The organism is Oceanobacillus phoenicis, from assembly GCF_047238145.1.
GTDB lineage: Bacteria > Bacillota > Bacilli > Bacillales > Amphibacillaceae > Oceanobacillus.
Genome location: NZ_JBDFME010000001.1, coordinates 275,295 through 288,155, shown reverse-complemented (window position 1 = coordinate 288,155; position 12,861 = coordinate 275,295). Strand labels below are relative to the sequence as shown.

The window sequence follows — 12,861 nt, the reverse complement described above, 5'->3', positions numbered from 1 at the left end:
ATACATGTATTATATTCCATATTATCCAAATGATCTTCGTTATGCTTCTCAGTCTCCCTCGATCACGGAAAAGGAGAAAGAAGAATTAGCAGAAATTACATTAGAGAACTTACAAAAAGATGTTGTAACCATCCAATTATTAGATCAGTTAAGCACATCTACAAATCAACAACAATACCTGAATACACTAAACTACACACGTGAGATCAAATTGAGAAACATAAATCAATTGGATTATTTATATAGGACTATCACCGGTAATGCCCCAAATTATCAGACAGCCAGCGAAGCTAGCAGAAATACAGAAATAGGTATACAGGATGTTGTGGAACGATGTATTGAAGATTATGAGGGAAATTATAAAGCAAGTCTAAAAAGTAGTAGCTCAGCTGTTCAACAATTATATTATCAATTATCATCAGTAGGTTATATGGCAGCTAATCAATTGTATAATATTTATCATTATTCTAGAAAAAGTAACTCGGCCACGACTCTGAATAGGCAGCTGGAAGATCACGGTGGAGAGCCATTCGTTATTGATATAGAGGAGGCTGCTGAACAAAATACAGCTTATCGAACAGCAATTTGGACCGGCGAACATCTTCAAGTGACGTTAATGAGCATTCCTATCGGTAATAATATTGGTTTAGAAGTACATCCAAATCATGATCAGTTCATTCGAATTGAAGACGGTGACGGTGTGGTTCAAATGGGAAATCAAGAAAATAATTTAACATACCGACGTCAGCTCTCTGATAGTAGTGCTGTGATGATACCTGCAGGAACATGGCATAATATAACCAATACAGGAGATGAACCACTGAAGTTATACACTATTTATGCACCGCCAGAACATTCTTTTGGTACTGTTCATCAGACAAAAGCGGATGCACTCGCTTCAGAATAAATAAGAATATGTTATAACGCATGAGATCGGAGTAACCCTCTAGGCTCATGCGTTATTTTTATAATTAAAAAAAGGCGAGTAACTTCAATTTGTTCACCGTTATACCATCTGCTAACTTACAAGTCTTTGGTCTATAGACTATGGGATTAACTATCTAAAAAAATCAAAACAAATAGGATAAAAATGTGAATTACAATCAATATTTAACTTGACGATATCTATTCGGAATCATATAATTAAATCGTAATGATTACGATTTAAAAGAGGAGTGTATGAATGAAAAGTTTGTTTACTAGATACATAGGGGCTGTTGTTGTTATTTCTATGATGTTAGGAGCTTGTCAGGCCGATAATACTGAGAAGGAAGAAAATGACTCACAGGGTCAAACTTCTAATGAAACACATGAAGTTAATGAAAATATTGCAATCCAAGGGTTAGCTGATCATTATCATACAGGAGATACAATTGAATTGAGTGCCGAGTTAGAAGAAGATTCAGAGTATGATCATTGGCATTGGTATACACTGTCGCCTGATCAGGACCCTGAAGATGAAGAATCTTGGGAAGCAGTTCCAGATAATGGAACGGATACTTATACTGGTACAGCTGAAGAAAATGGTGTACAAATTCAAGCTAAATTATTTGATAACGATCACAATGTAGTTTCTCAAAGCTCACCAGTAACTATTACTATTGACGATCATCATGGAAGCGATAACGATCCTGTGGCACAAAGAATTTACGAAGGATTCTTTTACTATGACGAGGTTGGAGAAAGAGAATTATCCGACTTTGAAGGAGATTGGCAATCAGTATACCCTTATCTTTTAAATGGTGACTTAGATGAAGTCATGGAAGTTAAAGCAGAGAATGATGATGAAATGACAAAAGAAGATTATATTGAACATTATAAATCAGCATATGAAACAGATGTTGAAAGAGTGATCATTACAGATGATTCCTTTACATTTTATTATGATGATGGCCGCGAAGAAAGTGCAAAATATGAATCTGATGGATATGAAATTTTAGAAAGAGATAGTGGAAACCGACAAGTACGATTTGTCTATAAACGACAAGATGATACAGAAGAAATGCCAACGTATATGATTTTTAGTGATCATAATATAAATACAGCAACTGCATATCACTTCCACCTATATTTTGGAGAAGATCGTGAAGCGCTTTTAGCAGAGCGCTCTCATTTTCCAACATATTATCCTTCAGAGTTGGATGGTGATGGATTAGTAAGAGATATGCTCGCTCATTAATTAAGAAAGGTAAATGGAGTAGCAAACAAATTAAGGGAGAAGTTAGATTCCTAGTGCCACCAGAACATTCTTTTGGCACTGTTCATCAGACAAAAGCGGATGCAATTGCTTCAGAATAAATAAGAATATGCTACAACGCATGAATTCGGATCAAAACTCGGAGTTCATGCGTTTTTTGATAAAAAAAAGTAGTTGTTCGCAAATAAAAAGAAATATGGAAATGGTAACTATGATACATTTCTTTTAAAAGTATTTAACTTCGAAGGGAGAAAAGTATGAGTAGGAAAATTATTTATTCACAAATGGTTTCATTAGATGGTTATATCGAAGGAGTTAATGGTGAATTGGAATGGAGTGTACCAAGTGATGAATTATTTCGATTTATAAATAAGAAGGAAGAAAATATAGACGCGCATTTATACGGAAGGAAGATGTATGAAAATATGTCTATATGGCCAAGTAAAGGACAATCGCCAAATGCTTCACAGGAAGAAAAAGATTGGGCAAAACACTGGATGGAAATAAAAAAGTATGTGATCTCAAGTAAATTAAAGCAAGAAGATTTAGAATGGAATACAGAGTTGCTGAATGGTGATATGGTATCATCTGTCTTAGAATTAAAAGAAACCACAGGCAAGGGTATTTCTTTAGGGGGAGCGAGTTTAGCGGGGGAATTTTTTCGTCATGACTTAATAGATGAAGTTTGGTTATTTATTTTTCCAATATTACTTGGTGATGGCAAGCCGATGTTTCCGACTATGCAAAATCAAAGAAACTATCATTTAAAAGAATACAAGCGTTTTGACGATACTGTTTTTTTAAATTATGAACGAGTAAACAATATATTGAAAGGAGATTTATAGTATGGGGAAGGTATATGTAGATATTTCCATGTCCTTAGATGGATATATCACTGGAAAAGATGATTCCACACAACAACCGCTGGGAATAGGTGGAGAATCATTACAAAACTGGATGTTTCAAGGTTCATTTGCTAGTGAATACAATGATTTTTTTACCATGTCTGAAGTGAATCGACGTATATTTGACCACCCCATACGTTCGTTAGGTGCAATGATGATAGGGAAAAGAACTTTTGATATTGTAAACGGGTGGAATGGCAGTCATCCAATCTCAGGTATTCCTATTGTAGTGGTAACGCATGAACCACCAAACGAATACGCAGAAGAGGATACAACATTTCATTTTGTAAGTGGTATTCATAAAGCAATGGATACGGCAAGACAATTGGCTGAAGATAAGGAGATTAGTATTGGAACTGCCAGTATCGCACAGCAATGTTTGGCAGCAAAATTAGTAGATGAACTACATTTACATATTGCGCCTGTACTATTAGGAGATGGTAAGAATTTATTTGCAAGAAGCAATCAACAAACTCCGCTTAAATTAATAAAAGCAATAGATGGCGATGTAGTCACACATCTTTTTTACCAGGTAATTTCATAGGCAAATGAAAAAGACTTGTCCTCCTCTCATATGGGTATATTCCAAACTACTGATTAGTATGGATGTATTAAACAGGAGGGGATCGAAATATGTCAATCAAATTAAAGCGTAATACAGGAATGATGGGTGGAGCAACTCAAATTACCGTTAAAGCAGACAATGAGAAGTTGACGAGCTTAAAACAGAATGAGGAAACACACGTTGGTTTGCCAGAAAATCAAGCGCAAATTACTGCGAACCAATGGTTTTTTGGAAGTAAACCAACTTCAGTAAAAGATGGCGATAACGTGGAAGTACGCATGAACAATTCCTCTCTCGTATTATATATTTTTTCCATGATTGCATTATTCACTGGTTTGTTTACCAGTTATTTAATTATCCTTATTATTGGTCTCGTCTTAATTATTTTTACTACCATTTATGCTATTAACAACTGGTTTGTGGTTAAGGTGGAATCCTGATTATATTAAGCATCATTTATATTATTGAGTGAAATCAAAAGAGAGAATGAATGACGAGAATGGTTCTAAAACCGAAAGATTGGTTGAAAATTAGGTAAGTAGTAAATAGACGCTGTTTAAATACCAAACCAGCATGGGAAAACCGAAAAAGTAGTGAATAGAATCTTTCTAAAACACGAGCCAACTCCAGAAATCCGTGAAACTGTTCAATTGATATATTACTTCTTTCTGAATACACATACTTGGCAAGAATGACACTTGCGACTTTGGTGTCACTTTACCATTTCGAAGGGGTTTTATCTTTATTGCAAGCAAAAATACATTGCTAACTATTCTGAAAAATAAGTGATATTCATGTATAATAAAAGCAATATATTATACTAAAATTAAAAAACAAGCTTCCTGTGGAGGAGAGAATAAGTTGGAATTAAAAAAAGCAACATCCTATTTGAACATAGCTGCTTTTTTAGCGAAAGAAAATTGTGATCCTTCAAAAAAATGCGGCTATATTGGAGAGAATCTAAATGAGATAGAAGAAGTGTTGGTAGAGGATTTTAAACTAGATGAGATAATTGTTGCAATAGAGGGAAAACAAATTGTAGGTATGCTTGCTTTTGATCATGAAGATGGCGAAGCAGAAGTTTGGGGTCCAGTAGTAACAAGTGCAGATCCAATTCAAACTGCAAACAAACTCTGGTCTAGCCATCCGTTCACAAGAAAAAAATGGAATTTTAAATTTTTTTACCATGTAGATAATCATGAGATGAGAAATTTTGTAGAAAACTTAAATGCGACAGTAAATGGATATCACACTGTTCTTCAATGCAATAAGTTAAAGAGCACTAGTAATCTAAATTATGAAGAGATAGATATAAATAATAAAAAAATGATAGAAAGTTTTAAGTCATTACATGATACGCTTTTTCCTAATACATATTATCCAGCGGAAATAATTCTAAATCGTCTAACGGATGAACACCGATTATTAGTTCGAACGAATGATGTCAATAATGTAGTTGGATATGCTTATTTAGAAGGAAGTAAACAGTTTAAAGAAGGTAGTATAGAATTTATTGGAGTTGATTCTGCTTATCGAAAACAAGGAGTAGGAAAGCAATTATTACAGCAAAGCATGAAACTACTTATGAATGCGATGGAAATACCATCTTTGTACTTGACAGTTAATGATGAGAATATAGGTGCCATTCGTCTCTATGAATCAGTTGGGTTTAGACAGGTGAATAATTTTGTGCACTATGAACTAGGTTGATTATATAAAGGAAATAGAGAGGAAATTTTAATGATACGAAGATTGCAAGATGGAGAAATTGCTCCAATGAAACTACTATTAATGGCGGATCCATCTGAAAGTATAGTGAAGGAATATTTGCGAAGAGGCTTTTGTTATGTATTAGAGAAAAACAATCTATTAATTGGAGAATATGTGCTTATCCCAACTAGACTAGAGACTGTAGAAATTGTAAACGTGGCAGTTGATGAAAACTTTCACGGTCAAGGGTTTGGAAAGGAACTGATTCTTCATGCAATTGAAGAATCAAAAAGATTAGGTTATAAAACAATAGAAATAGGGACGGGGAATTCTAGTGTTAATCAACTAGCGTTATACCAGAAATGTGGATTTCGAATGATAAGCATTGATCGTGACTTTTTTCTGCGACATTATAATGAACCAATTTTTGAAAATGGAATTCAGGTAATTGATATGGTGCGTTTATCGATGGAGGTTTAGATAAACATGTAACAGCGGAAACATACAATGACATTAAATGAAGAACAAGAGTCACAGTGCAGAAACTTCAATAATAAGTTCATCATAAACATTGAAAATCAAAGTATATTTCCTTTGTGACATTATTGCCTGTCGTTATTTTTTTACTAATCAATTTGTCTTGTTATAGGGATCATGATATCGAAGTGAGGTTGAATGAGATCTCGATGTATAGGGTAAACTTCATGTTTAATTGGCAAATCATCGTAGTATTCGATGTTCGGTTCCATGTAAGGGATATAGGCACAATCTTTTAACCAATGATAAATCTTCATATATGTTTTTCCTACATCATGCCCTGCTTGGTGATGTGTAATAAGGTAGGTTAACTCTGGAATATGGATATCCATCATTCCAATAGGGATTTTCGTATTTTCGTCCACTTGAAATCCGGAATAATGTACAAAACCATCAGGTCGAGTATGGTAGGATAAACCAAGTTGTTTTTGAGAATCAATGAGGTCTTTTAACTCAGTGGAGCGATTATACATGTTTTGAATGGTATGTTTCAGCTCATTGACTTCAGTATATGGTCCTTCCCATTTCAATCCAATTAAGCGATATCCCGGTAAAGTCCGTATATGGAAAGTATCTTCCATACCAATGCCTCCTTTTTCAGAATGTATTTCAATTTATTTTCGACAAATATAATGAGATTCCTTCTTATAAAATAAAAAATACCTAGTTGAATCAACTTCGTAAAAAGATTAGATTATTAATTCCAAATGTAGCGCTGTTTAAATTCATTATAAAGATCTTGATGGAGGTGAAAATGTATGAAAATGACTTGGAAGATTATTTTGACTGGTATGCAAAGTTTATTAATATACGTCATGCTGCTTATTATAGTTCCTTTTGTTTTTCTTGTTTTTGGTGATACACCAGGTAGTAATACTTTTCATCTTCTAGGGAGCGATATTATGCTTATATCGACAAAAGATAATGGATTTGTTGCAGAAGGAACATTGTTCGGGGTGTTACTTTTCTTTGGAGTAGCGGCATTTATTCATGTAATGCATTTACTTCTTAAGCGAGATACTTCTTGGAAGGTGAATGAGTAAAAAAGTGATAAATAGCTGAAGACTTTTATTCAAGATTTCGATTTGTTTTAATCGCATATGTAATGGTGAGTAACCTGTATTGTAAGACAATGAGGCTTGAGCAAAAAAGATAGGTGCTGAAAAACTTCCTGTTATTGTTTGCTGCTGAATAACTAACAGTCCGTAGGGAAGAAGGTCCCCCACGGACTAAAGTTATTTACTCAAACTGTTGAAAGACGGCTTTTTGAGGGACAGGATAAATACTTTTTCCAGCAATAGAATTAATAATTTTTTGATTGCGAAGTACAGATAAACCTAAGTTAGTTGCACTAGAACCATGAGAATGCTCCAGATTGGTTAATGTATAAATATGATTGTTGCGATCCTCTTTAAAAGTTAAACGATAATCTTTTGTAACTTTATAAAGTTTTTCATCTTCCCATTCAATTAAATCAGAAAATCGATGTAACCAATCCGGAAGATTCGGTTTATATCCCGTTGCAAGAATGACTTTATCAGAAGGATATGTAAACTGTTCTTTCTTTTGCCATTGCTCACAGACTAACTGATAAGTCGATTGGGTCGAATCTTTATTAATATCCCTTACCGCAGTGGAGGATTGGATAGTTACAGATGGATTGTCTGGGTGAATAGAACGGTTATACAGAATTTCATAGATTTTATTTAACATGTTAGGGTCGACACCGTTCCGAACGCTATCCAATGTTTCCAGCGACTCTTGTCTTCCTTCAAAAGATAGTTGATGGAAGTAATCGATAAACTCAGGAGAAAAAACTTCTTTTCCAAGACTTGTTTCATCCTTTTGAAAGAACCCGCCAGAACGAGTGAACCAGGTTAGATCATATCCATGCTTTTTTTGATCCTTTAACAAATCATAAAAAACCTCCGATGCACTTTGTCCAGAGCCGACTACTGTTATAGAATTGGAATTTTTGAGTGAATCTTCAAGATATAGATACCTACTTGTATGTGTGACATCTTCATCAGGTAAACCTTGTAATGGATCAGGGATATTCGGGATACTTCCTGTACCTAATACGATATGACGAGAGAAGTAAGACGTTGTTGTTTGATCAGCGAGATTTTCCACAACCACCTCAAAATGAGACGGATTCACATTTTGATGATCAATAACATCAACCACGCGCATCCCGAAATGACAGTGATTGAGATTAGAAACAACCCATTGGCAATAATCATTATACTGTTCTCTTGGTATGGTAAAACGATTAAAGAAATAAAATTGATAGAGCCGATTATGTACATGTAAATAGTTTAAAAATGAATGAGGGCTCGTAGGATTAGCAAACGTTACTAAGTCTGCTAAAAATGGTGTTTGCATATCCATTCCTTCTATAAGCATGCCCGGATGCCAATTAAACTCCGGTTCTTGCTCAAAGAACATTGCATCAACTTCTTCTGTTTCATCTGTTAAAACAGCAAGACTTAAATTAAATGGACCTACTCCGATGCCAATTAAGTCGTTTATTTTCTTGTTCATTTATTTCCTCCGAAAAAATAAGTATTTAAAATTAATCTATGTTATCTATTCCCTAATTGAATACGATATAAACGAAAGGAGAGAAAGAATTGGAACTATATACTGTTATTGGTTTTATCGTAATTATTTTGTTTTTGGTTGTTGCACTATTTCAAGTCTTATTGGTTATTGGCTATCCATTAGGGGAGTTTGCCTTAGGGGGAATATATAAAGTTTTGCCTAAGAAGCTGCGATTGTTAAGTGCTATTAATGCTTTCGTGCTGTTGGTCATGAGTGGCGTATTTGCTGTTTACACTGGTTTGTGGAGTGTATCCTCTTCTATTAATTTGCATATAGTCGCCAGTATTATCACAGGGTTTTTAGTATTAAACACGATTGCCAATCTTTTTTCGAGGAGTAAAAAAGAAAAATATGTTATGACACCATTATCTGGAATAATGTTTTTATTGTGTTTATATCTCGTTTTGTTTAAATAAAATATAAAAAGGATTGAAGGGCGCTAAGGCATGTGTAAAGTACATATAATTGGTTCGGTGGGCAGTGGGAAAACTACATTGGCAAGAGCATTAAAAACAATTTTAGATATTCCTCATATCGAGTTAGACAATATTGTTTGGATTCGAGACAGTAGAGGGGATATAAGGAGAGGATTTAAGGATAGAGATGCTTTACTCTTTTCCCATGTTCAACAAAATCATTGGATTATAGAAGGGGTTCATATTTCCTGGGTCGATCCTAGTCTAGAAGATGCAGATATAATTATTTTTTTAGATATACCATACCGCACACGAATTTACCGAATTATACGTCGGTTCATACTGCAAAAGCTAGGAAAAGAACCAGCGAACTACAAGCCAACAATATCCATGTTTTTTCATATGATTCGGTGGAATCGTGATTTTGAAAAGAAAAGTCGAAGGACTATTTTTGCCAAATTACAACCTTATCATGAAAAAGTACATATATTACAATCCTCTAAGGATGTAGAATATTTCTTGCTTCATTTCAAAAGCGCAAATGAGAAGATTTTATGAAGATGAATAAGCCTGAAAAATACAGGCTTATTCTGTTTTTATCGAGAAGTATACAATTAACCCTATAGTTGTTGCTAGTAAAATCGCAAAAATAGACACAAATAAGTATCCGACTGGTATTGATACGACAAAAAAGTCGATAATGAACAACAAGAATATTAATATAATCGAAATCGTATAGGTACTGAGTGTAACTTTTCGTTTATTCATGATGTGTCCCCTTTCGGCTTGTCCTTAAGTTCAGTTTACCCGATGAACTTTTTCTTAAAACAACTAAAAAATGTATTGACCTTTACGCAACGTAAACCCTTAAACTGAAAATTGTCAGGAGGTGATGAAGTGGATTATACCGTGAAGCAAGTAGCAGACATATCGGGTGTTAGTGCACGAACACTACGATATTATGATCAAATTAATTTACTCAGTCCAAAGATGGTGAATGATTCCGGTTATCGCATTTATGGAGAGGAAGAAATTAATCGTCTGCAGCAAATACTCCTTTATCGGTCGATGGGGATGAAGTTGAATCAAATTCAATATGTTCTTGATGATTCAACTTTTGATATCCATATTGCTTTAGAAGAACATCGTAAACAACTGTTAGCACAACGGGAGCAAATTGATCATTTATTACTGACTGTCGATAAGACAATACGTTACCAAAAAGGAGAATTGAATATGTCTAATAAAGAGAAGTTCGAAGGGTTTAAGCAAGAACGATTAGAAGAAAATGAGAAGGTATTTGGTGAGGAGATTCGTCAAAAGTATGGGGAAGAGACAGTAGATGCTTCTAATCAACAATGGATGAATATGGGTGAAGAAGATTTTGAGAAGATGCAAGAGATAGAAAATGAGTTGTTTACGACATTAGACCATTTATTTCAATCAAAAGATCTAGATTCCAAAGAAGCGAAACAAGTATATGACCTTCATAAAAACTGGTTAATGTTTAGTTGGTCAGAGTATTCTGCTGAAGCACACAAAGGGTTAGCAGAAATGTATGTAGCAGATGATCGTTTTAGAAAGTATTATAATGAGAAAGCGGATAAGGAAATTGTAGAGTTGCTTCGCGATGTTATAGTAAAACATGCAGATCGCCAATAATGGATTATGAGCCTCTAGTCATTGGTACTAGAGGTTTCTTTTGTTTTGGAAACTTTTTTAGCGCTGAATCGTACAACAGTTGATACATTTTTAATAATGAAGGGTACAGAAGGTTGACTGTAGTAAAAATTAGATTTTAAATCATAGAATTTAAGTTTGGGAGGACTGTTATGGAAACTATAATAACTTACCAATGGGAGATATTTATCGCAGCGGAAATCTTATCCGTGATAATGCTGCTGTTATTTGGAATAACAAGATATCTACTAGATAGAAAACAGCTTAGTGTTATTTTTATATTTTTATTTTTAGTTCTTCTTATTATGGAAGCTATACTCGGTATTATGGTTTATCAACGGACGGGAGATATTTCTAACTTTCAAATCATTATTACCATATTTATAGTCTATGCCTGTACATTCGGTATCACCGACTTTAAACGGTTGGATCGATGGATGAGAAAAATAATTGGTAAATGGAGAAGTAAAGAACTCTTAACGGAGAGAGATAAAGAGATAATGGCAAAACAAAAGAATCCAAAGTATATTGCGAGGAAATATCGTTATTCTTCTATCATTCATCTCATTATCTTTGTGTCTATACAATTCATTTTATGGATGTATGGACTAGGCGATACGGAAAGTATAATGGGTTATATAACTGATTTATCATGGATTGAAAATGGCGACTATAGGCAATCCCCATATGCAAACGAAACTGCATTTGGATTATCCATGGTTTGGGGAATCATCTTTATTGTCGATTTCATTTATTCTTGGTCGTATACTATCTTCCCGAGTAAAAACAGTAAATAATTGAAGAAAAAATTCCGATAATTTGGTAAACTGTTAAAAAGGGATGAGGAGGATAGCATGCAAATAAATCAAAATCATCAGCAATATATGGCAAAAGCAATTGAATTAGCAGTTAGTAATATCTCAAAAGGTGGGGGGCCATTTGGTGCAGTCATCATAAAAGAAAATGAAATAATTGCAGAAGGAACAAACCAAGTTACCAATCACCATGATCCCACTGCACATGCCGAAGTTCAAGCAATTCGTCAAGCATGTGAGAAGCTTTCCACTTTTGAGTTAAATGGATGTACACTCTATACAAGTTGTGAACCATGCCCAATGTGTTTAGGTGCTATTTACTGGGCGAGGATCGATGCGGTGTATTTTGGTGCGAATCGGAAAGATGCTGCCAAAATTAATTTTGATGACGATTTAATTTATCAAGAAATGGAACTATTACCAAGTGCGCGCAAACTTCCGTTTATCACAATCTCTACAAACGATTCTTTACTTCCATTTGAAACATGGGAAAAGTATACGAAAAGAACACATTATTAGATGTCAAATATGAATTTGACATCTTCTTTTTTTGACGTATAATAATTAGTAATTATAAAATTACAAATTACTAGCGAAAATTGAGGTGAAGTTATGCCCAAATTCGATCAAGAGCAGCAAGAATTTTTACAATCGTATAATACAAATAGACATATAACTCCGGATGGGTATACGAGTGATATTGCTGTTTTTACTATCGTATCAAATACAGTTAGTGAAAATGCGAGTAAACGAAAAGTACTACCGAAGAAATTGTTAAAGCTACTTTTAATTCGTAGGGTTGAAATAGACAAGCATGGAAATCCGAATGTTGAGGGCGGAAAATGGGCTTTGCCGGGAGGATTTGTGGATGCAAAACACCAGGAGACAGCTCATGAATCAGCTATAAGGGAATTAAATGAAGAAACTGGTGTAGATCAAGTCTACCTAAAACATTTTGGTGTTTATGATGCATGGGGGCGTGATCCAAGAGGTTGGATTATATCCAATGCCCATTATGCTATTGTTCCTGAAGGTAAATTAACTAACCGCAAAGCAGCGGATGATGCAGCTGAAGTAAAATTGTTTTCTATTGAAGAAGTACTTGAATTATCATTAGCGTTTGATCACCGTCAGATTATTGAAGATGCCTTAAGATGGATTGAAAGAGATATGCTAAATACAGATATTGCGAAGAACTTTTTATTAAGTGAATTCACGCTTTCAGAACTTCAAGGGGTATTATTAACGGTATCTAATCATCCTAAAATAGCAAATAAATCCGTTTTTTTTACAAAAGCACCGAAACTTCCTTTTTTAGAAAAAGTTGTTGATGAAAATGGAAATTGGAAGAAAACGGAGCGAAACTCTTATCGACCATCACAATTATATCGGTTTACGAATCAAGTAGTAGTACCATCCATCTGGGAATAAA

At 34.4% G+C, this 12,861-nt stretch carries 17 protein-coding genes; 14 read left to right on the top strand and 3 right to left on the bottom strand.

The window, feature by feature from the left end; all coding sequences use genetic code 11:
* Positions 1-4: 4 nt before the first annotated feature.
* The 7 genes from ABC346_RS01520 (at position 5) to ABC346_RS01490 (ending at position 5,857) form a co-directional block, all read left to right on the top strand.
* Entirely contained in the window at positions 5-907 is a 903-nt protein-coding gene (locus ABC346_RS01520; protein ID WP_413233218.1) for a cupin domain-containing protein, read from the top strand.
* Positions 908-1,183: 276 nt separating this feature from the next.
* Positions 1,184-2,179: a ZinT family metal-binding protein gene (locus ABC346_RS01515; protein ID WP_413233217.1), complete on the top strand. Its 996-nt coding sequence runs from the start codon at positions 1,184-1,186 to the stop codon at positions 2,177-2,179.
* A gap of 275 nt (positions 2,180-2,454) precedes the next feature.
* Positions 2,455-3,042 (top strand): dihydrofolate reductase family protein, encoded by a 588-nt coding sequence (locus ABC346_RS01510; protein WP_413233216.1) that lies wholly within the window; start codon positions 2,455-2,457, stop codon positions 3,040-3,042.
* A gap of 1 nt (position 3,043) precedes the next feature.
* Positions 3,044-3,646 (top strand): dihydrofolate reductase family protein, encoded by a 603-nt coding sequence (locus ABC346_RS01505; protein WP_413233215.1) that lies wholly within the window; start codon positions 3,044-3,046, stop codon positions 3,644-3,646.
* A gap of 89 nt (positions 3,647-3,735) precedes the next feature.
* A complete protein-coding gene (locus ABC346_RS01500; protein ID WP_413233214.1) occupies positions 3,736-4,107 on the top strand; it encodes a hypothetical protein in 372 nt (123 codons plus the stop codon).
* A gap of 421 nt (positions 4,108-4,528) precedes the next feature.
* Positions 4,529-5,377: a GNAT family N-acetyltransferase gene (locus ABC346_RS01495; protein WP_413233213.1), complete on the top strand. Its 849-nt coding sequence runs from the start codon at positions 4,529-4,531 to the stop codon at positions 5,375-5,377.
* 30 nt (positions 5,378-5,407) lie between these two features.
* Entirely contained in the window at positions 5,408-5,857 is a 450-nt protein-coding gene (locus tag ABC346_RS01490) for a GNAT family N-acetyltransferase (RefSeq protein ID WP_413233212.1), read from the top strand.
* A gap of 146 nt (positions 5,858-6,003) precedes the next feature.
* Here ABC346_RS01490 and ABC346_RS01485 read toward each other — a convergent pair whose 3' ends face one another.
* On the bottom strand, positions 6,004-6,495 hold the full coding sequence (locus ABC346_RS01485; protein ID WP_413233211.1) for a GyrI-like domain-containing protein: 492 nt from the start codon (positions 6,493-6,495) through the stop codon (positions 6,004-6,006).
* Positions 6,496-6,672: 177 nt separating this feature from the next.
* Here ABC346_RS01485 and ABC346_RS01480 point away from each other — a divergent pair, with 177 nt between their 5' ends.
* A complete protein-coding gene (locus ABC346_RS01480) occupies positions 6,673-6,957 on the top strand; it encodes a hypothetical protein (protein WP_413233210.1) in 285 nt (94 codons plus the stop codon).
* Between the two features lie 196 nt (positions 6,958-7,153).
* Here the strand turns inward: ABC346_RS01480 and ABC346_RS01475 are convergent, their stop codons facing one another.
* Entirely contained in the window at positions 7,154-8,458 is a 1,305-nt protein-coding gene (locus tag ABC346_RS01475) for a lysine N(6)-hydroxylase/L-ornithine N(5)-oxygenase family protein (protein ID WP_413233209.1), read from the bottom strand.
* Between the two features lie 89 nt (positions 8,459-8,547).
* Here ABC346_RS01475 and ABC346_RS01470 point away from each other — a divergent pair, with 89 nt between their 5' ends.
* Both ABC346_RS01470 and ABC346_RS01465 read left to right on the top strand, forming a co-directional pair.
* Positions 8,548-8,934, top strand: coding sequence for a hypothetical protein (locus tag ABC346_RS01470; protein ID WP_413233208.1), 387 nt, complete (start codon positions 8,548-8,550; stop codon positions 8,932-8,934).
* 30 nt (positions 8,935-8,964) lie between these two features.
* Complete coding sequence (locus ABC346_RS01465) at positions 8,965-9,492, top strand: P-loop NTPase family protein (RefSeq protein ID WP_413233207.1); 528 nt, start codon at positions 8,965-8,967, stop codon at positions 9,490-9,492.
* Between the two features lie 27 nt (positions 9,493-9,519).
* On the opposite strand, the gene ABC346_RS01460 is transcribed toward ABC346_RS01465, so the two are convergent.
* Positions 9,520-9,702, bottom strand: coding sequence for a hypothetical protein (locus tag ABC346_RS01460; RefSeq protein WP_413233206.1), 183 nt, complete (start codon positions 9,700-9,702; stop codon positions 9,520-9,522).
* A 129-nt stretch (positions 9,703-9,831) separates the two neighbouring features.
* Between ABC346_RS01460 and ABC346_RS01455 the strand changes: the two genes are divergently transcribed.
* From ABC346_RS01455 to ABC346_RS01440, 4 genes are all read left to right on the top strand, one after another.
* Positions 9,832-10,596 (top strand): MerR family transcriptional regulator, encoded by a 765-nt coding sequence (locus tag ABC346_RS01455; RefSeq protein WP_413233205.1) that lies wholly within the window; start codon positions 9,832-9,834, stop codon positions 10,594-10,596.
* Positions 10,597-10,766: 170 nt separating this feature from the next.
* A complete protein-coding gene (locus ABC346_RS01450; protein WP_413233204.1) occupies positions 10,767-11,411 on the top strand; it encodes a hypothetical protein in 645 nt (214 codons plus the stop codon).
* A 57-nt stretch (positions 11,412-11,468) separates the two neighbouring features.
* The gene (locus tag ABC346_RS01445) at positions 11,469-11,948 is read left to right on the top strand and encodes a nucleoside deaminase (RefSeq protein WP_413233203.1); all 480 of its coding nucleotides are present in this window, start codon (positions 11,469-11,471) and stop codon (positions 11,946-11,948) included.
* A gap of 93 nt (positions 11,949-12,041) precedes the next feature.
* The gene (locus ABC346_RS01440) at positions 12,042-12,860 is read left to right on the top strand and encodes an NUDIX domain-containing protein (RefSeq protein WP_413233202.1); all 819 of its coding nucleotides are present in this window, start codon (positions 12,042-12,044) and stop codon (positions 12,858-12,860) included.
* Position 12,861 lies beyond the last annotated feature (1 nt).